22 protein-coding genes, 1 other RNA gene and 1 other annotated feature (1 of these 24 cut by a window edge) are annotated in these 24,736 nt (G+C 42.7%); of the genes, 18 read left to right on the forward strand and 5 right to left on the reverse strand.

Annotation, left to right across the window (positions count from 1 at the left end):
* Positions 1-25: a binding site (T-box leader), on the forward strand (it extends 212 nt beyond the left edge of the window).
* Between the two features lie 97 nt (positions 26-122).
* From hisS to AC2YHV_RS00880, 4 genes are all read left to right on the forward strand, one after another.
* Positions 123-1,394: a histidine--tRNA ligase gene (gene hisS, locus AC2YHV_RS00865; RefSeq protein WP_487372399.1), complete on the forward strand. Its 1,272-nt coding sequence runs from the start codon at positions 123-125 to the stop codon at positions 1,392-1,394.
* A gap of 12 nt (positions 1,395-1,406) precedes the next feature.
* The gene (gene aspS, locus AC2YHV_RS00870) at positions 1,407-3,176 is read left to right on the forward strand and encodes an aspartate--tRNA ligase (protein WP_487372400.1); all 1,770 of its coding nucleotides are present in this window, start codon (positions 1,407-1,409) and stop codon (positions 3,174-3,176) included.
* Positions 3,177-3,262: 86 nt separating this feature from the next.
* Positions 3,263-3,448: non-coding RNA, 6S RNA (gene ssrS, locus AC2YHV_RS00875), on the forward strand.
* Between the two features lie 503 nt (positions 3,449-3,951).
* Positions 3,952-4,923, forward strand: a complete 972-nt coding sequence (locus AC2YHV_RS00880; protein WP_487372401.1) for a nuclease-related domain-containing protein — start codon at positions 3,952-3,954, stop codon at positions 4,921-4,923.
* Here AC2YHV_RS00880 and AC2YHV_RS00885 read toward each other — a convergent pair.
* Entirely contained in the window at positions 4,914-5,138 is a 225-nt protein-coding gene (locus AC2YHV_RS00885; RefSeq protein WP_487372402.1) for a hypothetical protein, read from the reverse strand. The two genes, AC2YHV_RS00880 and AC2YHV_RS00885, sit on opposite strands and share 10 nt — an antisense overlap.
* An 84-nt stretch (positions 5,139-5,222) precedes the next feature.
* Here AC2YHV_RS00885 and AC2YHV_RS00890 point away from each other — a divergent pair, with 84 nt between their 5' ends.
* The 13 genes from AC2YHV_RS00890 to AC2YHV_RS00950 all read left to right on the forward strand — a co-directional run bounded on the left by AC2YHV_RS00890 (position 5,223) and on the right by AC2YHV_RS00950 (position 19,832).
* Positions 5,223-6,371, forward strand: coding sequence for a M20 family metallopeptidase (locus AC2YHV_RS00890; protein WP_411738717.1), 1,149 nt, complete (start codon positions 5,223-5,225; stop codon positions 6,369-6,371).
* Positions 6,372-6,482: 111 nt separating this feature from the next.
* A complete protein-coding gene (locus AC2YHV_RS00895; RefSeq protein ID WP_048684392.1) occupies positions 6,483-7,244 on the forward strand; it encodes a tRNA threonylcarbamoyladenosine dehydratase in 762 nt (253 codons plus the stop codon).
* 190 nt (positions 7,245-7,434) lie between these two features.
* Positions 7,435-8,622 (forward strand): ABC transporter substrate-binding protein, encoded by a 1,188-nt coding sequence (locus AC2YHV_RS00900; RefSeq protein ID WP_487372403.1) that lies wholly within the window; start codon positions 7,435-7,437, stop codon positions 8,620-8,622.
* 76 nt (positions 8,623-8,698) lie between these two features.
* The gene (locus tag AC2YHV_RS00905) at positions 8,699-9,577 is read left to right on the forward strand and encodes a branched-chain amino acid ABC transporter permease (RefSeq protein WP_034308761.1); all 879 of its coding nucleotides are present in this window, start codon (positions 8,699-8,701) and stop codon (positions 9,575-9,577) included.
* Between the two features lie 13 nt (positions 9,578-9,590).
* A complete protein-coding gene (locus AC2YHV_RS00910; RefSeq protein ID WP_034308758.1) occupies positions 9,591-10,562 on the forward strand; it encodes a branched-chain amino acid ABC transporter permease in 972 nt (323 codons plus the stop codon).
* On the forward strand, positions 10,537-11,316 hold the full coding sequence (locus tag AC2YHV_RS00915; protein ID WP_063590527.1) for an ABC transporter ATP-binding protein: 780 nt from the start codon (positions 10,537-10,539) through the stop codon (positions 11,314-11,316). The genes AC2YHV_RS00910 and AC2YHV_RS00915 overlap by 26 nt, the downstream gene beginning before the upstream one ends.
* Positions 11,316-12,023 carry an ABC transporter ATP-binding protein gene (locus tag AC2YHV_RS00920; RefSeq protein WP_034308755.1) on the forward strand — a complete coding sequence of 236 codons (708 nt, stop codon included), beginning with the start codon at positions 11,316-11,318 and terminating at the stop codon, positions 12,021-12,023. Before AC2YHV_RS00915 ends, AC2YHV_RS00920 begins: the two co-directional genes overlap by 1 nt.
* Positions 12,024-12,573: 550 nt before the next feature.
* Complete coding sequence (locus AC2YHV_RS00925; protein ID WP_487372404.1) at positions 12,574-13,752, forward strand: ABC transporter substrate-binding protein; 1,179 nt, start codon at positions 12,574-12,576, stop codon at positions 13,750-13,752.
* Between the two features lie 163 nt (positions 13,753-13,915).
* Positions 13,916-14,794 carry a branched-chain amino acid ABC transporter permease gene (locus AC2YHV_RS00930; protein WP_034308751.1) on the forward strand — a complete coding sequence of 293 codons (879 nt, stop codon included), beginning with the start codon at positions 13,916-13,918 and terminating at the stop codon, positions 14,792-14,794.
* Positions 14,795-14,807: 13 nt separating this feature from the next.
* On the forward strand, positions 14,808-15,773 hold the full coding sequence (locus AC2YHV_RS00935) for a branched-chain amino acid ABC transporter permease (protein ID WP_034308749.1): 966 nt from the start codon (positions 14,808-14,810) through the stop codon (positions 15,771-15,773).
* Positions 15,745-16,527, forward strand: coding sequence for an ABC transporter ATP-binding protein (locus AC2YHV_RS00940; protein WP_034308746.1), 783 nt, complete (start codon positions 15,745-15,747; stop codon positions 16,525-16,527). The genes AC2YHV_RS00935 and AC2YHV_RS00940 overlap by 29 nt, the downstream gene beginning before the upstream one ends.
* On the forward strand, positions 16,527-17,234 hold the full coding sequence (locus AC2YHV_RS00945) for an ABC transporter ATP-binding protein (protein WP_034308744.1): 708 nt from the start codon (positions 16,527-16,529) through the stop codon (positions 17,232-17,234). The genes AC2YHV_RS00940 and AC2YHV_RS00945 overlap by 1 nt, the downstream gene beginning before the upstream one ends.
* A 714-nt stretch (positions 17,235-17,948) precedes the next feature.
* Entirely contained in the window at positions 17,949-19,832 is a 1,884-nt protein-coding gene (locus AC2YHV_RS00950) for a S8 family peptidase (protein ID WP_487372405.1), read from the forward strand.
* A 50-nt stretch (positions 19,833-19,882) separates the two neighbouring features.
* Here the strand turns inward: AC2YHV_RS00950 and AC2YHV_RS00955 are convergent, their stop codons facing one another.
* The 3 genes from AC2YHV_RS00955 to AC2YHV_RS00965 all read right to left on the reverse strand — a co-directional run bounded on the left by AC2YHV_RS00955 (position 19,883) and on the right by AC2YHV_RS00965 (position 22,028).
* Entirely contained in the window at positions 19,883-20,356 is a 474-nt protein-coding gene (locus tag AC2YHV_RS00955; RefSeq protein ID WP_487372406.1) for a VOC family protein, read from the reverse strand.
* A gap of 279 nt (positions 20,357-20,635) precedes the next feature.
* Entirely contained in the window at positions 20,636-21,022 is a 387-nt protein-coding gene (locus AC2YHV_RS00960) for a helix-turn-helix transcriptional regulator (protein ID WP_487372407.1), read from the reverse strand.
* A gap of 169 nt (positions 21,023-21,191) precedes the next feature.
* Positions 21,192-22,028 carry a phosphodiester glycosidase family protein gene (locus tag AC2YHV_RS00965; protein ID WP_487372408.1) on the reverse strand — a complete coding sequence of 279 codons (837 nt, stop codon included), beginning with the start codon at positions 22,026-22,028 and terminating at the stop codon, positions 21,192-21,194.
* A 771-nt stretch (positions 22,029-22,799) separates the two neighbouring features.
* Between AC2YHV_RS00965 and AC2YHV_RS00970 the strand changes: the two genes are divergently transcribed.
* On the forward strand, positions 22,800-24,302 hold the full coding sequence (locus AC2YHV_RS00970) for a CDP-glycerol glycerophosphotransferase family protein (protein WP_487372409.1): 1,503 nt from the start codon (positions 22,800-22,802) through the stop codon (positions 24,300-24,302).
* Between the two features lie 212 nt (positions 24,303-24,514).
* Here AC2YHV_RS00970 and AC2YHV_RS00975 read toward each other — a convergent pair whose 3' ends face one another.
* Positions 24,515-24,706: a hypothetical protein gene (locus tag AC2YHV_RS00975; protein WP_034308728.1), complete on the reverse strand. Its 192-nt coding sequence runs from the start codon at positions 24,704-24,706 to the stop codon at positions 24,515-24,517.
* Between the last annotated feature and the right edge of the window lie 30 nt (positions 24,707-24,736).

A 24,736-nucleotide genomic window follows, 5' to 3' on the forward strand; every position in this document is an offset into this window, starting at 1 on the left:
GGATATCCAAACTCTCGTCCCTTGTAACGGATAAGTTACAAGGGGCGGGAGTTTTTTGTTTGGAAAAAATCAGTATAGCGCCGTATCAGAAAGGGCGTCTTGCTTTAAAGGAGGAAACACACATGTCTATTCAGATTCCTAGAGGTACCCAGGATTTATTGCCTGGCCAAACGGAGATTTGGCAGTATATCGAGAACACAGCGCGTGAGATTTGTCACCGTTACCAATATAAAGAAATCCGCACACCGATTTTTGAGCATACGGAATTATTTTTACGTGGTGTAGGGGATACAACCGATATCGTCCAAAAAGAAATGTATTCATTTCAAGATCGCGGTGAAAGGAACTTAACCCTCCGTCCGGAAGGCACAGCATCGGTTGTACGCTCATATATCGAGAACAAAATGTTCGGGTGGGCCAATCAACCGGTCAAGCTTTATTATATCGGGCCGATGTTCCGTTACGAACGCCCGCAAGCAGGTCGGTTCCGCCAGTTCGTTCAATTCGGCATCGAAGCTTTAGGAAGTAAGGATCCCGGAATCGATGCAGAGGTTCTGTCACTTGCGATGAACCTTTACAAGGAACTTGGTTTGAAAAAGCTGAAACTTGTGATCAACAGCCTTGGAGATAAGGAAAGCCGGACAGCGCATCGCAATGCGTTAATCAAACATTTCGAACCCCGCATCGGCGAGTTTTGCGGCGATTGTCAAAACCGTCTCGAAAAAAATCCTTTGCGTATCCTGGATTGCAAAAAGGATCACGATCACGAATTGATGAACACGGCACCTTCCATCATTGAATATTTAAATGATGAATCCCGTATTTATTTCGAAAAGGTGAAACAGCACTTAACCGATTTGGAAATCGATTTCGTAGAAGATCCGACCCTAGTGCGGGGCTTGGATTACTATAATCATACCGCATTTGAAATCATGAGTGATGCAGAAGGCTTTGGCGCCATCACCACTCTTTGCGGAGGCGGCCGTTATAACGGGCTGGCTGAAGAACTTGGCGGACCGGAAACACCTGGAATCGGCTTTGCACTTAGCATTGAACGCCTGATTGCTGCCCTCCAAGCAGAGAACATCGAGCTTCCGATCAAAAAGGGAATTGACTGCTATCTTGTCTCATTAGGTGAAACAGCCAAGGATTACACCGTCAAACTTGCCCATCAATTGCGGAATGCCGGTTTTACCGTCGAAAAAGACTATCAAGACCGTAAAGTGAAAGCACAATTCAAATCAGCCGACCGCCTTGAAGCGAGATATGTGGCGACACTCGGGGAGGATGAATTGGCAAATAATAAAATCAATGTGAAGTTCATGGAAACCGGTGAACAAGTCCAAATGGATCTTGCTACATTCGTTGAACAATTCAAAAAGCTACAGGCTTAAGGGGGAAATACCATGTTTGGCAGAACATACTTCAATGGTGAAGTGACAGAAGCAGCTATTGGTGAAAAAGTTACATTAAAAGGATGGGTACAAAAACGCCGCGATTTGGGCGGGGTCATCTTTATCGACCTACGTGACAGAAGCGGGGTCGTCCAAGTCGTTTTCAATCCGGACATTTCGGCAGACGCGCTGGCCACAGCCGAAAAGATCCGTAATGAATACGTCCTTGATATCCAAGGAACGGTCATCAAACGTGATGAAGCCAACTTCAATCCGAACGTAACAACAGGGACCGTCGAAGTTCAAGCTGAAAACGTTACAATTTTAAACGAAGCAAAGACCCCTCCATTCGTCATTGATGAAAGAACGGATGTATCAGAAGACATCCGCTTGAAATATCGTTATTTGGACCTGCGTCGTCCAGCGATGTTCGAAACGTTGAAAATGCGCAACAAAACAACAAAAGCGATCCGTGATTACTTGGACGGTGAAGGCTTCCTTGATATCGAAACACCTATCTTAACGAAAAGCACACCTGAAGGGGCACGTGATTATTTAGTGCCTAGCCGTGTACACGAAGGGGAGTTCTATGCACTTCCGCAGTCACCGCAAATCTTCAAGCAGCTATTGATGGTATCCGGTTTCGAACGTTATTATCAAATTGCCCGCTGTTTCCGTGATGAAGACTTACGTGCTGACAGACAGCCTGAATTCACGCAAATCGATATTGAAACAAGCTTCATGAGCCAAGAAGATATCATTAACACCGCTGAAAACATGATGGCTAAAGTGATGAAAGACGTAAAAGGATTGGACGTAACACTGCCATTCCCTAGAATGACATATAATGAAGCGATGAGCCGTTACGGTTCCGACAAGCCGGATACTCGTTTCGGAATGGAACTTAAAGATGTTTCCGAAATCGTTAAAGACAGTGATTTCAAAGTGTTCACCGGCGCTGTTGCAAACGGCGGACAAGTTAAGGCAATCGTCGTTAAGGACGGAAATGCGGATTATTCCCGTAAAGATATTGATGGATTGGCTGAATTTGCAGCGATTTACGGTGCAAAAGGCCTTGCATGGCTGAAAGTTGAAGAAGACGGCGTAAAGGGGCCGATCGCCAAATTCTTCGCAGAAGATCAAGAGCAATTAGTATCTGCATTGGAAGCTGAAGTGGGCGATTTAATCTTATTCGTCGCGGATAAGAAAGGCATAGTCGCTGATGCACTTGGAGCACTTCGCAACAAGCTTGGTAAAGAAAGAGGCTTGATCGATCAAAGCAAATTCAACTTCCTATGGGTGACGGACTGGCCATTATTTGAATATGACGAAGAAGAAGGACGCTACTATGCAGCACACCATCCATTCACAATGCCATTCCGTGAAGACATGGACAAACTGGAATCAGACCCAGCAAGCGTCCGTGCACAAGCATATGACCTTGTCTTGAACGGCTACGAACTTGGCGGTGGATCACTGCGGATATTCGAACGCGACGTTCAGGAAAAAATGTTCAAAGTACTTGGATTCTCCGAAGAAGAAGCAAACGCACAATTCGGCTTCCTAATGGACGCATTCGAATACGGAACGCCGCCACACGGCGGGATCGCCCTTGGACTGGACCGCATGGTCATGCTGCTCGCAGGCCGCACGAACCTTCGCGACACCATCGCGTTCCCGAAAACAGCAAGCGCAAGCGACCTGCTCGTTGACGCACCGAGTACTGTAAGTGACAAGCAATTGGCCGAACTTAACCTAAGACTTGCTGCACTTAAAAAATAATTCATTTGGGAAAAATATGAAAAAATACCTATGTGTTTTTCCTTGAAATAGAGTTAAGCATTATGCTATGATGTTTTCAACAAGTAAGAGTCCTGATGTGTTCGTTCTTTAACCTATAAGTTTTGACCGAACACTTATAGTTACCGGGAGCACTAGTTTCCTGGCCGCGTAAAAGCCTCCCTCGAAGAGGACTTACAAACGCGAGGAACCGAGCACCCACCTGCGGAGAGCGGGTTCAAAACAAAGGCGTAAACGGCACAATTGGGACTCTTACACCTTACAAAGCAACTCATGTTAAATAACATGGGTTTTTTTGTGCTTTAAAATGGTTAACTTACGAGTAAATGGTGCAAACTCACGAGTAAATAGTGCAACCTCACGAGTAAATAGAGGAAATTCACGAGTAAACAGCGGAAACTCACGAGTAAATGGCGGAAATTCACGAATAAATGGTGCAAACTTACGAGTAAATAGCGGAAACTCAAGAGTAAACAGCTGAAATTCACGAGTAAATGGTGCAAACTCACGAGTAAATAGCGGAAACTCACGAGTAAATGGTGGAAACTCACGAGTAAACAGCGGAAATTCACGAGTAAATGGTTCAAACTCACGAGTAAACAGCGGAAATTCACGAGTAAAAGAGCCAAATTCACGAGTAAGCTACAAATCTCATGAATTAAAAAGAGTAAACTTACGGTAAAACGTCTGATTTCAGTTCCTAGCAGGAAAAAAGGGCATTAATAAAGAAGCTTAAGAAGAAGGAGTTGATGTATGGATGTTAAAACCGTGTGAGATGCCTATGAAAATGCTCAAATTGGAGGCATTAAGCAGGAGGCTATCATCAAATCATCCAAAACAGGAAAGAATAAAGAACGATTTCCGGAAAATTCGTACAGGATTTAACGGGGAGCGGAGTATTGGAAAGGAGTTGAAGAATCTCCCGAAAGAATATCGAGTATTTCATGATTTGAGGTTAGACCACGATGGGAGCCGTTATTTTCAAATGGATTTCCTAATAATCACCAGGAATTACTGTATCATCATTGAAGTGAAAAACTTTGCGGGAACGCTCTATTTTGACCGCACCTATCCCCAGTTGATTCGTTCAAAAGATGGACAGGAACAGGCATATCTGGATCCGCTAATCCAGGTTGATCTGCAAAAATCCCGATTAAATGATTGGCTTACTATTCACAAATTCCCCTCGCTGCCGATTGAAACGTTAATTGCCAACGCAAACTCGAATACGATTATCAGGACTACCCCAGGTTTTACCCCCATTTTCAAAAAAATCACGGGAAAAGAAACCCTCATCACCAAAATCAATACCCTTGAAAAAAAGTATCCTTCTGAGCTATTAACCCAAAGGCAGAGCACTAGACTTTCGAATATGATTCTGCAAAAAAACACTCCACTTAATCCTGATATACTCAATTTATATCAAATCGATGAGCAAGATCTGCTAAAAAGCGTTCAATGTCCTGAATGTGCTGCTTTCCATATGCACTATCACTGGGGCAAATGGTCATGCAGTCAATGTTCTTACGCCTCCAAAGATGCCCACATTCAAACTCTTCGCGATTTTGCTCTCCTCATAAAACCCAATATAACAAATAAACAAGCACGGCTCTTTTTACAAATAGATTCAATTGATATTATGCAGCGGATGCTGTCTTCACTGGAATTGCCTTATTCGGGGCAGTTTAAAAATAGAGCTTATAAACTTAATGGATTAATTCACGAGTAAATGGCGAACTCACGAGTAAACAGCGGAAATTCACGAGTAAAAGAGCCAAATTCACGAGTAAATGGTACAAACTCACGAGTAAATGGTGCAAACTCACGAGTAAATGGCTTAAACTCACGAGTAAATGCCGCAAATTCACGAGTAAATGATCCAGACCCACGAATAAAGACCCCATACTCAAAGAAAACTACCAAAAACCAGCGAATAATCTTCAAATATTCCCATTTAAGTAACACTCCGCAATATAGAGTCGTAAATTATAGTAAGGTTGAGCAAAAGTCAGCTAAGGATAGAAAGTAGTGAGGGCTTTGAAAGATTTATTGTATGCAAAGAGGATGGAAATGCTTCAATTAGTGGAGCGGCTAGTGAATATAGATAGTGGTTCTCATACAAAAAAGGGTATTGATGAAATTGGTTCGATTTTGAAAACGAAATTTGAAAGCCTGGATTTTATTGTGGATACCGTTGAGCAGCAGAATTATGGCAATCAGCTGGTCATCCAGCATCGTGATGCGCATCAACCGCATATTCTGGTCGTTGCCCATATGGATACGGTTTTTCCGGAGGGCACAGCGCAAAAACGTCCTTTTAAAGTGAAGGGAAATCGGGCATACGGTCCTGGTGTGGCGGATATGAAGTCTAGTTTGGTTGAGCTTTTTTATGCGATCCTTTGCCTGAAACAGACGGGGCAGACAGGCTATAAGCATGTCCAGATCATTCTTAATAGTGATGAGGAGATCGGGTCTCCGTCATCCGCTTCACTCATATCGGAAAAAGCGGCCAATAAGAAGTTTGCGCTAATTCTTGAACCGGCAAGGACGGACGGTTCGCTTGTCACGGCAAGAAGGGGCTGCGGTCAGTTTAAAGTGGATATTGCGGGGGTGGCCGCCCATTCAGGGATTGAACCGGAAAAGGGACGAAGTGCGATTGAAGAATTGGCCCATAAGATCATCGCCTTACATCGATTGAATGATCAGCAGAAAGGAATCAGCGTGAATGTCGGCAAAATTGAAGGGGGCTCCGCTGTCAATATGATTGCGTCCCATGCGGCTGCCTTCGTGGATGTACGGATTTCGGAAAAAAGGCAGGAAGCCATCATCCTCAAGCAACTGAAAAAAATATGTGCGGAAACCTATATTCCAGGAACGAAAACTACATTAAGCGGGAAAATGGACCGCTCTCCCATGGAAAAGAATGAGAAAACGAACTTGCTTTTAGAAACGATCCGCCAGGCTGGGAAGGAAATCGGCATCGAAATCACGGATACGGCCACAGGTGGAGGTTCGGATGCTTCCATCACTTCTGATTTGGGAATCGCGACAGTGGATGGACTCGGGCCCATTGGAGGGAATGCACATAGTGAAGAGGAGTATTTGGAAATTCCCAGCCTTACGGAAAGGACACTCCTATTGGCAACCGTCATTCAAAAATTATCAAAAATGACCTAGCACACTAATTCCGATTAGACTGCTCATATTTCGCTTGTCATTAATGATGTTTATGATATATTGTTAATTGGGAAGCTAAATAAGAACAGAATTTATTGGAGTTGAATATATATGCTGCATCAGTTTTCACGAAATGAATTGGCAATTGGCAAGGAAGGAATCGATATACTGAAAAATACGACCGTTGCAGTCCTGGGTGTTGGAGGCGTCGGTTCATTTTCAGCCGAAGCATTGGCACGTTCCGGGGTAGGCCGTATTATTCTTGTGGATAAAGACGATGTCGACATCACAAATGTAAACAGGCAGATTCATGCTCTATTATCAACAGTCGGTCAACCGAAAGCGGAATTGATGAAAAATCGCATTCAAGATATCAATCCCGACTGCGAAGTGATCGCTCTTAAAATGTTCTATACAGAAGAGACGTTTGAAGAATTCTTCAGTTATGGCTTGGACTATGTCATTGATGCATCGGATACGGTCATTTACAAGATCCATGTGATGAAGGAGTGCCTCAAACGGAATATCAAGGTGATTTCAAGCATGGGGGCCGCTAATAAGATGGACCCGACGCGTTTTCAAATTGCCGATATCTCCAAAACGCATACCGATCCGCTTGCCAAGGTCATTCGTACTAGATTGCGTAAAGAGGGCATAACAAAGGGAATTCCCGTTGTCTTTTCCGACGAGAGCCCTATTGTCATTCGGGAGGATGTGCGGAAAGAAGTCGGCAATGATGAGGCAAAAATCCGTAAAGCCCAAATGCCTCCGTCTTCGAATGCTTTCGTACCATCCGTTGCGGGCTTAATTGCAGCAAGTTGGGTGATCAATGATCTATTGAAAGACATTGAAGTTCGCCGTGTAAATGATTGATAAAAATCAACTGACTCTATAAAGGGGTCAGTTTTTTTGTGGCGAATAGTAGATATTCCTTTAAATAACTTTTTTATCCATATCATATAGACGGGGTCGAAAGAATGAGATACACTATATTTTCAGAATATTATTTTTATTCAGATATTCTATTTGTTTAAAAGAACATATTAAAACAAGGGGGTTTCAAATGAAGAAGAAAAAGCTAGCAGGAGTGTTTCTATCACTTTCTTTGGTTGCAGGGGCGCTGGCAGGTTGCAGCGGCGACTCGAAAACCAGCAGTTCAAGCGGGGGTTCATCAAAATCGGGTGACACCATTAAAATTGGGGCCAACCTTGAATTATCCGGAGGTACGGCATCATTCGGCCAATCGGCTGCCGATGGTTTGAAACTGGCCATTGATGAGATTAATAAAGAGGGCATCAATGGTAAAAAAATGGAAATCGTGAAGGTTGATAATAAATCAGATGCAGCAGAAGCTACAAGCGGTTCGATCAAGTTAGTCAGCCAGGACAAGGTTGTGGCTGTAGTCGGATCTGCGACAAGCACGAATACATTGGCACAGGTTCAAGTCGCACAGGATAATAAAGTTCCTCTACTCACACCAACTGCAACAAATCCCGACATTACCAACAAAGCTGGAAAATTAAATGATTATGTGTTCAGAACTTGCTTTATCGATCCATTCCAAGGTACGGTGGCAGCCAATTTCGCATCTGACGAAATTGGAGCAAAGACGGCTGCGATCTATGTGGATAGCGCAAGCGATTATTCTAAAGGATTGGCCGCAGCTTTTAAAGAAGCATTCACTGCCAAGGGCGGTAAAATCGTGGCGGAAGAAGCTTATGTAACGAAAGATACTGATTTCCGTTCTACATTGACACGTATCAAATCGGCAAAACCTGAGTTCGTTTTTCTTCCTGGTTATTATGAGGAGGTCGGATTGATCCTAAAACAGGCACGTGAAGACGGCATAGACCTTCCATTCATGGGCGGGGACGGCTGGGATTCCCCGAAGGTCGTTGAAATTGCCGGAGCGGAAGCTTTAAAAAATACTTATATCACGAATCACTATTCCCCAGAAGATGAAGATGCAAAAATCCAGGATTTCGTTGCAGCCTTCAAAAAGGAATACGATAAAACACCGGATGCCTTTGCTGCACTTGGCTATGACACTGGGTACTACCTGGCAGACGCCATCAAGAGATCTGGAGATGCTTCCCCTGAAAAAATCAGACAAGCGTTGGAAGATGTAAAAGATCTTCAATTAGTTTCCGGAACGCTGAACCTTGATGAAAATCATGATCCGATCAAATCGGCGACCATCCTGGAATATGTGGATGGCAAACAAACATTCAAGACAAAAATCAATCCATAATACCTTACGTGGATAGGGGGCAAGTCCCCCCTATTCTATATTCACTTAAAAAACACCTTAACGGGGAGAGTGCAATATGGAACTGATTCAGCAATTGGTAAATGGCATTTCACTCGGAAGCATTTATGCTTTGATCGCGCTTGGTTATACGATGGTGTATGGAATCGTCAAACTCATAAACTTCGCCCATGGAGACGTATTCATGGTCGGTTCATTTGTGGGCTTTTACGCCATTACCGTAATGGACTTATCCTTCATCCCGGCTTTATTGATTTCAATGGCCACATGTGCCATCTTTGGCGTTTTAATTGAACGCATTGCTTATAAACCCCTTCGTAATGCAACACGGATTGCGGCCTTGATAACGGCCATCGGTGTTTCCCTTCTGATAGAAAATGGGCTGATTTACATCCGGGGCGCCCAGCCGGAAGCCTATCCAAATAATGTCCTTCCGATGGATAAACTCGATATATTCGGAGTTTCCATCAGCAGTCAATCGATATTGATCTTATCCGTATCCATCATATTAATGATCATCCTGCAATTCGTTGTTCATAAAACCAAAATCGGCAAAGCGATGCGTGCCGTTTCTTTCGATTCCGAGGCGGCCAAGCTGATGGGAATCAATGTGAACAATACGATTTCCGCTACGTTCGCCATAGGTTCGGCCCTGGCAGGGGCGGCTGGTGTCATTTTTGGCATCTACTATATTAAAATCGAACCGTTGATGGGTGTCCTTCCTGGCCTCAAAGCATTTGTTGCAGCCGTCTTGGGTGGCATCGGCATCATTCCGGGAGCGATGGTCGGCGGTCTGCTGCTTGGAGTGATCGAGGCTTTGGTCAGTGCCGCCGGTTACTCATTATGGCGCGATGGTGTGGCTTTCGTCGTACTTATCTTGATTTTGATTTTCTTGCCGCAGGGACTATTCGGTAAAAATAAAAGAGAAAAAGTGTAGGGGAGACATGGCGATGACTACTTTAAAGAATTCAAAGGGTTTTTGGCTCTCGATCGTGCTCGCACTTATTTTTTTCGGAATCATGCAGTACACCATTTCAAACGGTATCCTCAATCCATTTTATATCAACACGCTCATGTTCATCGGCATCAATATCATGCTGGCTACGAGCCTTCATTTAATCATAGGAATAACCGGGCAGTTCTCGATCGGGCATGCAGGTTTTTTAGCGGTTGGGGCCTATGCTTCGGCAGTCATGACAATGAAGCTGGAACTTCCTTTCATCATAGCTGTATTGACTGGGGGCGTCATCGCCGCTGTTGCGGGTATGGTGATCGGGATACCCAGCTTGCGCCTGAAGGGGGATTACCTGGCGATAGCCACCCTTGGTTTTGGGGAAATTGTCCGGATCGTCCTTTTGAATATTGAATATGTAGGCGGTGCAAGCGGGATGCAGGTATCCCACCTGACTACTTGGCCATGGGTTTTTGCCTGTGTCATGATCACCGTCTTAGTCATCAGGAATTTCACCAATTCGACTCACGGGCGTGCATGCATATCCGTAAGGGAAGATGAAACGGCGGCTGATGCGATGGGAATCAATACGACCTATTATAAAGTGGCGGCCTTCGTCATCGGAGCTTTTTTTGCCGGAATTGCCGGATCGCTCTATGCCCATAATTTTTATATTATCCAGCCATCGAATTTCGGTTTCCTGAAATCCTTCGATATACTGATTTTCGTCGTACTTGGCGGTCTTGGAAGTCTTTCAGGTTCGGTTTTGGCCGCCATTTTACTGACGATCGTGACGACATTCCTTCAGGATTATCCGGAAACGAGGATGATCATCTACAGTCTTGTCCTGATCCTGATGATGATTTTCCGCCCGCAGGGGTTAATGGGAACAAAAGAAATCACATCATTGTTCACACATAAAAAAACGAAAGGGGGCCCAAAGGATGGAAGCCACAATACCGTTGCTTAAGGTAGATTCGGTGGGTATCCGCTTTGGCGGATTGAAAGCGGTGTCCGATGTGAATGTGGAATTATTTCCAGGGGAACTTGTAGGCCTGATCGGGCCGAATGGAGCTGGGAAAACGACCTTCTTCAATTTATTGACGGGTGTGTATGTCCCTACAGAAGGAACGATCGCCTTGAACGGGGAAAATCTAAATAAGCAGCAGCCTTATAAAATTACCCGAAAAGGGATCTCGAGGACCTTTCAAAACATTCGTCTCTTCAGTGAGTTATCCGTGATCGATAATGTGAAGGTTGCTTACCACTCGCTTGCCAAGCATGGAATTCCAAGCTCCATATTCCGGTTGCCCGGACATTTTTCAGGGGAAAAGGAAATGGATGAAAAGGCGCTCGAATTTTTGCGGATTTTCAACCTTGACCATTTTAAGGATGAAAAAGCGAAGAATCTTCCATACGGACAGCAAAGGCGGCTGGAAATAGCCCGTGCCCTTGCCGCCAATCCGAAACTTCTTTTACTGGATGAACCGGCAGCCGGGATGAACCCCCATGAAACGAAAGAATTAATGAACCTCATTGCTTTTATCCGGAAGGAGTTCAACCTTACCGTTTTGCTAATCGAACATGATATGTCACTGGTCATGGGTGTATGCGAACGGATTTATGTCCTTGATCATGGACAGCTCATCGCTCACGGAAAACCGGATGAAATCCGCAACGATCCAAAGGTTATCGAGGCATATCTAGGGGAGGAGGTTTCCTGATGCTGAAAATAGAGGACATCAATGTTTATTACGGCAATATCCAAGCGCTAAAAGGGGTTTCCATGGAGATAAATGAAGGGGAAATCGTGACTTTGATCGGGGCGAACGGAGCGGGAAAAAGCACGCTGCTCAAAACGATTTCCGGTCTGTTAAAACCAAAGCAAGGAAAAGTTCTGTTCGAAGGCGATTCGATTGGGGGAAAAGCGGCACAGGCCATCGTGAAACTGGGCATATCCCATGTGCCTGAAGGACGACGTGTCTTCGCCAACATGACGGTGGCCGAAAACCTGGAGCTTGGAGCTTATTTGCGAAAAGACAAGGATGGCATCCATAAGGATATGGAAAAGGTATACGAGCTATTTCCAAGGCTGCTGGAAAGAATCAAACAGCAGGCTGGCACGCTTTCAGGCGGCGAACAGCAGATGCTTGCAATGGGCCGGGCCTTAATGGCGAAACCGCGATTATTACTGCTCGATGAACCTTCGATGGGCCTTGCACCGCTTCTGGTGAAGCAAATATTCAACATCATCCAGGAAATCAGTGAGTCCGGCACAACGATCCTTTTGGTCGAGCAAAACGCCAACCTCGCCTTATCCATTGCAGATCGGGCGTATGTCGTTGAAACGGGCCGAATCGTCCTGTCGGGCAATGCCGAGGAACTAACATCAAGTGAAGAAATAAAAATGGCCTATTTAGGAGGCCACTAAAACCGCCGTTTGGCGGTTTTTTTTGTTTGTTGATCGGGTTATGCAAAATATGCAAAAAGATAAAAAAGCACAGGGTTTCATGCATGATTTTATACATCCAATATAGTATTATTCAATTTTGATATAGGAATTAAGACTAAAAAAACACGAAAAAACTGGGTTTAATTCCCTATCAATATCCTTGTATTTTGGTAAAAATGTAATTAATAGGATGAGGAAAATTAGAGAATGAATAAAATTTTTTGATCTGTAAACAAGGAATTTATAATATCAATATAATTTAATTATCCGTTTTTTCTGATTATATCGCCTATTGTCGCAATATTTAAAATATATAAAGATAAAAATGATAGAGCACTACCTGTGAAAAATATCCTAATTACCGAAATCTTCTCGCAATTATTGTATAGACGGAATGAAAATTATGCGGTAAACTATTTTTCGAAATATTAATTTAATTTGAAACATTTCATCTAATCAATTTTTTTCTGAAGGATCATGAATAAATATTCATGCATCAGAGCTTGATTACAAAATGGGGGGATTATTTATGAAAAAGAAAAAATTAGCAAGTGCATTCCTTTCTCTATCACTTGCTGCAGGAGTGCTAGCGGGTTGTTCCGGCTCTGGTTCATCTGAAAAATCAAGCGGGGATGGAGATACGATCAAAATCGGTGTCAACCTTGAATTATCAGGCGGTGTAGCTTCATATGGACAATCGATTGCAGAAGGTCTGGAGCTTGCAACTGCAGAAATCAATAAAGAAGGCATTGACGGTAAAAAAATCAAACTAATTAAAGTCGATAATAAATCTGAAGCGTCCGAAGCGACAAGCGGGGCGATCAAGCTGACATCGCAAGATCAGGTTGCAGCGATCGTGGGCGCAGCAACAAGCACGAACTCGATTGCACAAGTACAGATTGCCCAAGATAATAAAGTGCCGGTCATTTCACCTTCTGGTACAAGCCCTGAAATCACTTTCAGCAAGGATAAATTGAACGATTTCGTTTTCAGGACAAGCTTCATCGATCCGTTCCAAGGGACGGTAGCTGCAAACTTTGCCGCTAAAGAAATCAAAGCGAAAAGTGCAGCCATCTATATTGACAGCTCAAGTGATTATTCAAAAGGGTTAGCCGCAGCCTTTAAAGAACAATTCGAAAAAAATGGCGGAAAGATCGTGGCTGAGGAAGCTTACATTGCGAAGGATACTGATTTCCGTTCCACATTGACTCGTTTGAAATCGGCAAAACCTGATTTCATTTTCCTTCCTGGTTACTATGAGGAAGCTGGTCTGATCGTGAAGCAGGCACGCGAAACTGGACTTGACGTACCATTCATGGGCGGCGACGGCTGGGATTCTCCTAAGCTAGTTGAAATTGCCGGTGCAAAAGCTCTAAATAACACGTTCATCACGAACCATTATTCTTCAGGTGACCCTGATAAGAAAATTCAGAATTTTGTGTCAGCATTTAAAGCGAAGTACAAAGATAAATCCCCGGATGCATTTAATGCTCTAGGATATGACACAGGATACTTCCTTGCAGACGCGATTAAACGTGCTGGTTCAGCGGATTCGGAAAAAATCAAAGAAGCGCTGGAAAAAACGGCTGACCTTGAGCTTGTTACGGGTACATTCACATTGGATGAAAAACATAATCCAATCAAATCTGCCACCATCCTTGAATTTAAAGAAGGAAAACAAGTATTCAACACAAAAATCAATCCTTAATTTCGGAGAACAACTCCAACCCTTTCGCCGGCCCTTCCTTAATAAGAAGGTGCTGGCGAATTCTCATTTTTCAAGCATGCCAGGGTGCTGAACATCCCCTTAGCGGAATGAAAAGAGTCTGGACTAATCACTCATAAAATTAGATTTTCAAGGAGAGTCGAACATGGAATTGATACAACAGTTAATTAACGGGGTTTCATTAGGAAGTATTTATGCCCTTATCGCTCTCGGATATACGATGGTTTACGGGATTGTTAAATTGATAAACTTCGCACATGGCGATGTATTCATGGTCGGCTCATTCGTTGGGTTTTACTCAATAACGGTCCTGGATCTGTCATTCGTGCCCGCCCTATTAATCTCGATGACGGTCTGTGCTCTGTTTGGAGTATTGATCGAACGTATCGCGTACAAGCCATTGCGTAACGCAACACGTATCGCGGCACTTATCACTGCCATCGGTGTTTCCCTTTTGATCGAATACGGATTCATCTACGTCCGCGGTGCACAGCCGGAAGCTTATCCGAATGATGTATTGCCGACAGACAAGTTCAATATTTTTGGAGTTTCCATCAATAGTCAATCGATTTTGATTTTTGGAGTGGCTGTAGTCTTGATGATCATCCTTCAAATCATCGTTCATAAATCGAAAATTGGAAAAGCGATGCGTGCCGTTTCCTACGATGCGGATGCAGCTAAGCTGATGGGTATAAATGTCGATAACACGATTTCTGCCACCTTTGCAATCGGTTCCGCATTGGCTGGGGCAGCGGGCGTCATTTTCGGTATTTACTATATTAAGATCGAGCCGCTCATGGGTGTGCTTCCGGGATTGAAGGCATTCGTTGCCGCCGTACTTGGAGGGATCGGGATTATACCGGGCGCGATGGTCGGAGGCCTATTGCTAGGTGTCATCGAAGCTTTGGTCAGTGCCGCCGGTTACTCATTATGGCGTGATGCTGTAGCCTTCGTCGTACTGATTCTTATCTTGATTTTCATGCCACAAGGCTTATTCGGTAAAAACAAAAAAGAAAAAGTATAGGGGAGACAAAGCAATGACTACAATTAAGCGAGCAAAAGGTTTTTGGCTCTCGATTTCACTATCATTGATCTTTTTCGCCGTAGTTCAAGTGTTAATCGGCGGCGGATCGCTAAATCCTTTTTATCAAAATACGCTCATGTTCATCGGGATCAATATCATTCTGGCAGCGAGCCTGCACTTGATCATCGGGATAACCGGGCAGTTCTCCATCGGGCATGCCGGATTCCTGGCAGTTGGTGCCTATGCTTCAGCCGTCATGACGATGAAGCTTGAAATGCCATTTTATGCGGCATTGATAGTCGGCGGTTTGGCGTCAGCGCTGGCAGGATTGATCATCGGAATTCCAAGCTTACGCTTAAAAGGTGACTATCTGGCGATTGCGACCCTGGGTTTTGGGGAAATCGTCCGGATCATGCTTTTGAATATCGATTATGTCGGCGGGGCGAGCGGCATGCAGGTTTCCCATTTGACCACTTGGCCGTGGGTATTCGCTTCCGTCATCGTAACGATCATCGTCATCCGAAACTTTACTAGCTCGACTCACGGAAGAGCCTGCATATCGATCCGCGAGGACGAAACGGCTGCCGATTCAATGGGAATCAACACGACCTATTACAAAGTTGTCGCCTTTGCCATCGGTGCTTTTTTTGCCGGTATCGCTGGGGGGCTTTACGCTCATAACTTCTATATCATCCAGCCATCGAACTTTGGATTCCTGAAATCATTTGATATTTTGATCCTTGTCGTACTTGGCGGTCTTGGAAGTCTTTCCGGTGCCGTATTGGCAGCGATATTACTGACGGTAGTAACGACTTTCCTGCAGGATTATCCGGAAACACGAATGATCATCTACAGTCTTGTGCTTATCGTGATGATGCTCTATCGCCCGCAAGGTTTAATGGGTACCAAAGAAATAACATCCATGTTCAAACGTAAAGGAGGAAGCAGCCATGAAAAAAATAAAAACACCGCTGCTTAAAGTCGATTCGGTCGGCATCCAGTTCGGAGGGCTTAAAGCCGTTTCTGATGTTAACGTCGAATTATATCCAGGAGAACTAATTGGCTTGATCGGGCCGAACGGCGCTGGAAAAACCACTTTCTTTAACTTGCTGACAGGAGTTTACGTCCCGACGGAGGGCACCATTTCTTTGGAAGGTGAGAACTTAAGAAAACTGCCTCCATATAAAATCACGCAAAAAGGGATCAGCCGGACATTCCAGAACATTCGCTTATTCAGCGAACTATCGGTGATCGACAATGTAAAAGTGGCCTATCATTCGCTTTCGAAGCATGGCATCTTAAGTTCGATCTTCCGCATGCCGATCCATTTTAAAGGCGAAAAGGAAATGGATGAAAAAGCGATTGAGTTCCTGAAGATCTTCAACCTTGATCAATATAAGGATGAAAAGGCAAAGAACCTGCCATATGGTAAACAAAGACGTTTGGAGATTGCCCGTGCCCTTGCCGCCAACCCGAAACTGCTTTTGCTCGATGAACCGGCAGCGGGGATGAACCCCCAGGAAACGCACGAACTCATGAACCTGATTGCCCTCATCCGTGAGAAATTCGATTTGACAGTATTATTGATAGAACATGATATGCCGCTCGTCATGGGTGTTTGCGAACGCATATATGTACTCGATCACGGACAACTGATCGCTCAAGGAAAGCCAGAAGAAATCCGTAACAATCCAAAAGTCATCGAGGCCTATCTGGGCGAGGAGGTTTCATAATGTTAAAAATCGAGGACATCAACGTCTATTACGGAAACATTCAAGCCTTGAAAGGAATCTCGCTTTCTATTAACGAAGGCGAAATCGTAACCCTGATCGGGGCGAACGGAGCCGGGAAAAGCACGTTGCTGAAGAGCATTTCCGGCCTATTAAAACCAAAACAAGGGAAGATCATATACGAAGGGGATTCCATCGGCGGAAAGGCAGCACAATCCATCGTGAAAATGGGCATTTCCCATGTCCCTGAAGGCCGGCGGGTCTTTGCTAACATGACCGTCGAAGAAAATCTTCAGCTTGGTGCTTATCTGCGCAAGGATAAGGCAGGCATCAAGCAGGACATGGAGAAAGTCTATGAATTATTCCCGCGTTTGCTAGAGCGTCTGAAACAGCAATCCGGAACCCTTTCCGGCGGGGAACAGCAAATGCTCGCAATGGGCAGGGCACTCATGGCCAAGCCCCGACTTCTGTTACTGGACGAGCCATCTATGGGACTTGCTCCATTATTGGTGAAGCAAATCTTTCATATCATCGAAGAAATCAATAAAACAGGTACGACGATTCTGCTGGTCGAACAAAATGCCAACTTAGCACTATCCATCGCGGACAGAGCCTATGTTGTCGAAACCGGCCGAATCGTCCTATCAGGCAAATCAGAGGAACTGACCGCAAGCGAAGAAATCAAGAATGCCTATTTAGGCGGACATTAAGCCTGTTACAGACTGCAGACGAACTCGAGGAAAAAGCGAGTTTGGCTGCAGTTTTTTTATTTTAAAAAGGTTCCAGTTGATTTCAGAAATCCACTCCCTTTCCGCCGACTGTCTGCCAAGCCTCCTCGCCTAGCGGCTGCGGTGTCTCGGCTAGCCAGTAATTCGGCAGGAGTGTCGCAAATTTCTTCCATCCAATAAGGATTACAGTAATAAACAATAAGTGAATTTGGTCTTATATTAAAATCATGGTTTAGGATTAGACCAATTGGAACTCTCTTTATTAGACAAAAGTGCTTCTATCTGAATTTTTCAAACGAAGTTGATTGGAGCGGGTGTTCGAGACTCCTGCGGGAAATGCGAGTCCAGGGGAGACCCCGCAGGCGCGAAGCGTCGAGGAGGCTCACGGACCGCCCGCGGAAAGCGAGTGCCTGGAGTGGAAATCAAAGTGCAAATTTTAAAGTAATTAATTATTATCAAGTTTGTCTACAGTCAACCCCTTTGTTTTAAAAACTAGTTAGAACCCCATTTTGTCGACAAACTGAGACCGCTTTATAGCAGTTTTTTTTGTTGTGCAATTAAGTTAATTCAACTAGATAAAAAGGTTAGTAAAACCTTATCGGACGGTATACAATCTAGTTAGGAATAATAGTAGAATTGGTTCATGATATAACCTCATCGATAGCTATTCTTAATCATATTTTTTGGAGTGATTGTATGCACAAGCTTATTCAGGCCATATTGCCGGTATTATTACTGTTTATGATTCTGCCAATCTACCAGCGAGACTCTGCATCTGCGGAAGAGACGCCTCAATCTGATGGTGTCATCGTCAAGTACAAAGAGACGAGCGATGAGCCAATCAACGAGTTGATAGAAAAGGTGGAGGTTCCTAAAGGGGAATCAACCGATAAACTGATCGAGGAACTTGAAGAACAGAAGGATGTGGAATATGCAGAACCAAACTATCTGTTCAAGAAGATGGAAAGCCCGAACGATCCAGCGTACATAGACCAGTGGCACCATAAAAAGCTTGGTACGGGTGCAGCGTGGACAAAATCAATGGGATCAAAGGAACTAATCGTTGCGATCATTGACGACGGCATCGATCGCAACCACGAAGATTTAAAAGGGAGGATCGTCAATGCCTATGATACGATACGCAATCGGAAGCATATCGTCCCAAAAGGGGAGCATGGAACGCATATCGCTGGCATCATTGCCGGTTCTGCAAACAACGGCATAGGCGGAGCGGGTGTTGCCCCGAACGTTAAACTAATGCCGATCAACGTCTTTGATGGAGAGTATGCCGATACGGCCGATATCATTGACGCGATACATTATGCCGTTCAGCAAAAGGCAAACATCATCAATATGAGTTTAGGCGACACAAGTTATTCGGAGTCCTTGAACAAGGCCGTCCAGGAAGCCTATAAAAAAGGCGTACTGATCGTCGCGGCTGCCGGGAATGAAGGGGATATGGGGAAAAATGTCCAGCGTGTGTACCCAGCTGCATTCAGCCACGTCATTTCCGTTGCTGCCACTAACTCAAGTGACAAACGTCCCAGTTATTCCAACTACCATTCAACAGTCGATATTGCGGCCCCTGGAGATGACATCCTTTCAACCTTGCCAAATGGTAAATACGGCTGGATGAGCGGAACATCGATGGCGACGCCAATGGTGGCGGGTGTAGCGGCATTGATTTGGTCCCATGAGCCCAAGCTCAACAAAACGGAGGTTGAATACCGCCTCTATGATTCAGCCGTGGACCTAGGTACAAAAGGGAAAGACATATACTATGGAAACGGTCGGGTCAATGCTAAAAAAGCACTGGAAATGAAGACGCTGACCAAACCGTCCGTGATTGCGATATCCGATAAGGACACCAAAATCAACGGGAAAATCCCGGCTGATTTCAAAACGGGCACCGTCTCCATTTATACCGATAAAAAACAACTCGCCACAGTGAAAATCAACGGCGAAAAAACATTTACAGCGACCATCGCAAAACAAACAGCCGGCACGACCATCTTTACTAGGCTCATCGATAAATCGGGAAATAAAAGTATACCCGTTTCATTTAAAGTGGCAGATAAAACGGCTCCTGCAAGACCGTCCGTAAATACGGTAGGTGACAATACCGTAAAAGTAACCGGCAAAGCGGAAGCTAGCTCTTCCGTCACCGTCAAAACCGGCAGAACGGTTCTAGGCAAAGCAAATTCCAACAGCGCAGGGAATTTCACCGTAACGATGTCAAAAAAACAAAAAGCCGGAAAAGTCCTATCCGTTACAGCAACCGATAAAGCGGGAAATATAAGTTCGATCAAAACCGTGACCGTTGCAGACAAAACGGCACCAAGTAAACCGACGGTCAACACAGTCACGACAAAAACGACAATAGTAACCGGAAAGGCAGAAGCTAACTCCACAGTGTACATCAGAGCATCAAAAAAAGTGATCGGCTCTGCAACAGCAACGACCAAAGGTACATTCTCGGTTAGAATCCCCAAGCAAAAAGCCGGGAAGAACCTATATATTCATGCCAAAGACAAAGCGAAAAACGTAAGCGAATCAAGAAAAGTAACAGTTAAAAAGTGATGGAAAAACAGGAGCAGCCCCCAATCATCTGATTGGGGGCTGCACTTTTATCAATCTCTAATTCCATACATCAATTCCGTGCTTCGGCTGTAAAGTTCAATAATATTGCCGAAAGGATCTTCACAATAGATTAAATAATAGGGCTTGTTCTCCCAGGTATTCCATAGATCGCTTCGCCTTTTACCGCCAGAAGCAGCAATATCATCAGCCAGCTTTTCAATATCATCCGCTATCAAGCAAATATGAAAAAAGCCCTCATAACCGCGACTCTTACCTTTTGGCATCTTTGGCTCCACAAACTCAAAAAGCTCAATCCCTACTGAATTATCTGCCATTAAATGAGCATTACGCATCTTTTTAATATGACCACCAAGAAGATCATTCGTCATATTATGTTCATTCTCCTCACTCGCATCAAACGAATAGGGACCCGCCAATAACCTGAATCCTAATACCTGCTCATACCACTTAATCGCCGCATCCAAATCAGGTACAGCCAATCCAACATGAGTAATAGTTGTCATATGTATCCCTCCTGGTAATTAAAATACCCTTTGGAGGGGAGGGGCAAACGATACCGTTTTGGGACAAAAAAGAAGCAATAACAAAAGGTATAAACAAAATAAGCAGTCGAGGAAAATGAATGTAATGAAGGTGACGTTGCAGCTTCGCAGAAATTCAATAAATCATATCTTATTGAAAGTGCTATCTTCTTTAAAAAGAAAAATACAAATAAGGTGCTGCCATTACGTAGCACCTCTGCTTTTTAAAAATTTCTATTAGCCATACAAATTCCAAACCATTCATTCTTTCTTTGAGTGTAACCAGTCTAAAAAGTCATCCCTAAAAACCCTTTTGGACCTTTTTAAACGAATCAAAGGAAAATCGGGATTACCCATGTATTCATCAGCTGTTCGTTCACTAACATTTAAATAAGCTGCCAAATGCTCTACAGTTAATAATTCTGGCAGTTGTGAAGTCTCATCCGTTTCGTTCGTTATTATTTCTTCCCTTCTTTCATGATTTGCGTAAGTTATATGCCCTTCTCCCATGCAAACTGCTACTTTCTTAGAACACTTGGGACACGTCAGTGTATCAATTCTATCTTCCATTACAGAAAAACGAGATACTACGCCAAATAGTGTTAAACAACTTTCACATAAATAAGTATATACACCTTCCACTTTCAAATGTATCACTCCTTAGACTTATCATTTGTTAAACTAACAAATTTTATAAGGAGCTAATTTGATATGTGGTAAGCCTAAGCGCTTTTTACTAATCACGTTTCTATTATTGTGCTACCCCGAATAAGCCCTTCTCAAAATTGAGAGGGGCTTATTATTGTTTGTAGCAATTCTATTCTGTGAAATATAATATGTCTGATATGGGTCTTTCTTCGCCATCTGAAGGGTGATTTAAAATGTTATCCAAGTAATATAAGGTAGTACTGCCGCCTCCATCAAGATTGTAAGCCCATTTTACTCCCTTTGATTGAAATACCTTTACAAGCTCTGCAAACGTCATGCCACTAGATTCAGACGAACGACCATCTACCGTTATAATGATATATTCATATGGTTTCCTTTGACCTATCGCCGTTCTAGGAGCACGGACTGTTGTAAACCAATCTTGGTTCTTAAAAGAAGGAACCTTTCCATTGATCAGTAACTCCGGCCCAAAATCAAATGTATGTAATACGCCTTGTTTAAGCATGTCATCTGTCGTTCTTCTTCCATCACCAATAAAGAGTGTGCCATTTTTTCTGACTTCCAGTGGTGCAAAACCCGATCTATATACTTTTCCATTTCTAATGACAGTGCTTCTGGATTTATACTGAATACCTCCTCCATTAACTGCAAACACAGCTTTGTTATTTTTTGCTATTTCTGATGTTTCCTCTGTTTTACTACTAAAGCTACCGCCTGCAAATTCAGATTTTACTTGTGATGCCTTATTTACTTTTATGGTTGAGACCCAATATTTCAGTTTCGGTTTAATTACAGGTTGGATTTGTATATGTAAAGTATCTGAATGATAATCGTAAAGTCCATTAGAATTTTCGTTAGAATCAGTGGCCACATCAGAGTTTGAATGTGTGACTTTTTTTTCAGAATCAGGCTTAATTTCCTCGTCTGTTGCTTTACATCCATATAATAAAAAAGAAAAAAATAATAATATAGTAATCTTCCTCATAGTTGCGATAATCCCCTCACTGCTTGTTTCTTTAGTTAGCCATCAATTTTATCATATTTATGGCTTCAATAGGGAAAAGTTACGCAAAGGCTATTAGGATGTACCAACAAAAGAAAAATTATAATTACATTGAAGTGTTTAACTATTTATACTATCATAGGTATATTGTCTTTTTTTCAAAATATAGGGTGTGACAAAGGTACCGGCAAAATATGCCGTAGGATTATAAGTTCCGGAAAACATGGAGGGAAAGAATTGAAACAAGAAACAGTTTTTGGTCGTCTTGAAAATGGAAATCCTATTTTATCGGATGGATATTGCCTTTTCAATGGCACAAAGAGTATTAGTAAAAAAAGAAAAAATAATATGAAGTATTTCGTATATAGTCAAGAAACGAACAATACGATTACTCTCTCAGAATTTGAACCAATGACAATCTTACAAACGATCACTTCAACGAAAGGACAAGTTAATAAAGAGGGGAAATTAGAGAATGAAAGAATCATTTTCTTCGTAGATACAAACTGCAAACTATCCTTCGTGAAAACACATCAAAAAAATCTGCAGATAGACAAAACACTGGATAAGATAGAGAAAAGCCCGTTTTTCAAAAGTTTAGTATTCCTTTTATTCTTTCACTTCCTTTTTGTTGGGGTCATGCGTTTCAGAAATTATTCGTTCAAAGATGCATACTTATCGTTCGGCTACGATAAAAGTATAAATTTTAAAGTCCATTTTCTCTTTCCAGTCAAAATAAGAGAGAAATTTGCAATGAAGACAGGGAAGCTATCGATTCTCATTCATACTTACTGGTCTTTCGTGCCAATGAAGGAAATTTATCAACATTATGTAAAAACTAGCGAGATTAATACACCTATTTTTATCAAGCTCAGTCACGCTGATCATAATTATTGGTACAATTTTAAATCAGACTCTAATCACAAATACGATAAAAATCATTACCTGTACAACACCGGTTCCTATCGTTTGGGGCAGATGAACAGTGAACTTTTTATTCGAAAGTCAATAACAGGTCAATACGTTATTGTATTGACAAGTATAATGGCCAAAAGCATTCTTATTAAAGAAAGATTTGCTTATCTGATCAGCCTATTTTCACCAAACAAAAAAAAATACGATATCTATTTTGAAAAGTTCAGTGCAGGGGCTTCGGAATCGGCCTTTGAACTGTTTAAATATGCATTCAAGATGGGGGATTCATGCGTTTATATCTTAGAAAAAGACCACCCCGAATTCCAAAATCTTAAGCAACAATACGGAAAAGCCCTAGTTGGGAAAAATAGTTTTCTTGCTTTCTATCACATCTTTTTAGCCAGAAGTTTTCAATCTTCCGATCTTGTGGGCCATATACAACGCCGATTGTACGATAATGATTACTTAATTAAGAAAAAGGTACTTTCAACTGATAAAAAAATAATGTTGCAGCATGGACCATGTATGGCGACCAATATTTTCGAACGTGGTTACTTTAACCGTAAAGTGCCGATTGCACCAGATTACATGCTCGTAAATTCCAATTTCGAGAAAAACTTGTTCCTTAAAAATACAGGTTATACAGATAAAGAACTGATGGTAACAGGGCTGCCTAATATTGATTTATATGTCAAGGAACAACAAAATGAAAAAAAACAAATTACATTCATGCTTACATGGCGACCATGGGATCTCACAGGAAGCATTGAAGTTGGAAGCTATTTGGACCGGTATTTCTCATTCTTGGAATTGATTCGCAAAGAGAAGTTCTACAAAGATAAAAAAATTAATGTCATTCTCCATCCTAAATCAAGAATCATACTTCAAGAACAGTTCCCGGATATATATGATAAATACGAAGAATCGTTTTATGTAGGGGACATAAAGGATGCGCTATTAAACAGTAAAGTAGTCATATCCGATTATTCTTCTATTACTTTCTATGCGTTTGCAGGTGGAAGTAATATAATCTTCTATTGGGAAGACAAGGCTTTGGCAGAAGTGGAATATGGCGCGCCAAACATTCTTCAGAAAGAAATTGCTTTTGGCGGCATAGTAGAGAGATTCAAAGATTTGCACTCTGAAATTGTTTACAATTACAATAACCCACAAACTCCTTTCTATACTGCAAAGTTTTCAAAACTAATGGAGTGCACAAGTGGTCACAATACTAAAAATACCTATGACTACATTCAAAACGTAATTTCCGAAAATGAACATAACCCTTTAGAGGAAGAGAGTGCATTTTCTATTTCTGAAAAGCAATCTTCTGCTTCTTGATTGTTCTGAATGGAACGTCAATCGGGGACAAAAAGGTTATATTTGCAGAAGGCCACCATATGGTGGTCTTTTGAATATGCGATCATTTACATCAACATTCAAATTAGAGAAAAATACCTTTGTGAGGGACAACCGATACCGTTTTGGGACAAAAAAAGAAGCAATAGCCAATATTGCTTCTTTGATTACATATATCGACTTCATGAAATTCTTTAAATTTCACCCTCTTCAAGCCTCCTATTATACTCAACTTTACTGATTAATCCCTTTGCATTACAGGTAAGGCAATCTGTATAAATATCGTAGGCGCCTGTACCTGCACAAACATGGCATTTAACATGAGTTTCCGGTATATCCTTATGCATGAATGAAAAAGCTTTTCCAATATACTGCAGAATAATCATTCCCAAAACTCCTTTTTTTTCTATCATACA

It is taken from the genome of Peribacillus sp. SRI_006 (assembly GCF_057586375.1).

Excerpts from the sequence above, each read along its gene's own strand:
- hisS (WP_487372399.1), top strand. The coding sequence starts at position 123 with ATGTCTATTCAGATTCCTAGAGGTACCCAGGATTTATTGCCTGGCCAA.
- aspS (WP_487372400.1), top strand. The coding sequence starts at position 1,407 with ATGTTTGGCAGAACATACTTCAATGGTGAAGTGACAGAAGCAGCTATT.
- AC2YHV_RS00880 (WP_487372401.1), top strand. The coding sequence starts at position 3,952 with ATGTTAAAACCGTGTGAGATGCCTATGAAAATGCTCAAATTGGAGGCA.
- AC2YHV_RS00895 (WP_048684392.1), top strand. The coding sequence starts at position 6,483 with ATGCTGCATCAGTTTTCACGAAATGAATTGGCAATTGGCAAGGAAGGA.
- AC2YHV_RS00900 (WP_487372403.1), top strand. The coding sequence starts at position 7,435 with ATGAAGAAGAAAAAGCTAGCAGGAGTGTTTCTATCACTTTCTTTGGTT.
- AC2YHV_RS00905 (WP_034308761.1), top strand. The coding sequence starts at position 8,699 with ATGGAACTGATTCAGCAATTGGTAAATGGCATTTCACTCGGAAGCATT.
- AC2YHV_RS00910 (WP_034308758.1), top strand. The coding sequence starts at position 9,591 with ATGACTACTTTAAAGAATTCAAAGGGTTTTTGGCTCTCGATCGTGCTC.
- AC2YHV_RS00915 (WP_063590527.1), top strand. The coding sequence starts at position 10,537 with ATGGAAGCCACAATACCGTTGCTTAAGGTAGATTCGGTGGGTATCCGC.
- AC2YHV_RS00920 (WP_034308755.1), top strand. The coding sequence starts at position 11,316 with ATGCTGAAAATAGAGGACATCAATGTTTATTACGGCAATATCCAAGCG.
- AC2YHV_RS00925 (WP_487372404.1), top strand. The coding sequence starts at position 12,574 with ATGAAAAAGAAAAAATTAGCAAGTGCATTCCTTTCTCTATCACTTGCT.
- AC2YHV_RS00930 (WP_034308751.1), top strand. The coding sequence starts at position 13,916 with ATGGAATTGATACAACAGTTAATTAACGGGGTTTCATTAGGAAGTATT.
- AC2YHV_RS00935 (WP_034308749.1), top strand. The coding sequence starts at position 14,808 with ATGACTACAATTAAGCGAGCAAAAGGTTTTTGGCTCTCGATTTCACTA.
- AC2YHV_RS00940 (WP_034308746.1), top strand. The coding sequence starts at position 15,745 with ATGAAAAAAATAAAAACACCGCTGCTTAAAGTCGATTCGGTCGGCATC.
- AC2YHV_RS00945 (WP_034308744.1), top strand. The coding sequence starts at position 16,527 with ATGTTAAAAATCGAGGACATCAACGTCTATTACGGAAACATTCAAGCC.
- AC2YHV_RS00950 (WP_487372405.1), top strand. The coding sequence starts at position 17,949 with ATGCACAAGCTTATTCAGGCCATATTGCCGGTATTATTACTGTTTATG.
- AC2YHV_RS00955 (WP_487372406.1), bottom strand. The coding sequence starts at position 20,356 with ATGACAACTATTACTCATGTTGGATTGGCTGTACCTGATTTGGATGCG.
- AC2YHV_RS00965 (WP_487372408.1), bottom strand. The coding sequence starts at position 22,028 with ATGAGGAAGATTACTATATTATTATTTTTTTCTTTTTTATTATATGGA.
- AC2YHV_RS00970 (WP_487372409.1), top strand. The coding sequence starts at position 22,800 with ATGAAGACAGGGAAGCTATCGATTCTCATTCATACTTACTGGTCTTTC.
- AC2YHV_RS00975 (WP_034308728.1), bottom strand. The coding sequence starts at position 24,706 with ATGATTATTCTGCAGTATATTGGAAAAGCTTTTTCATTCATGCATAAG.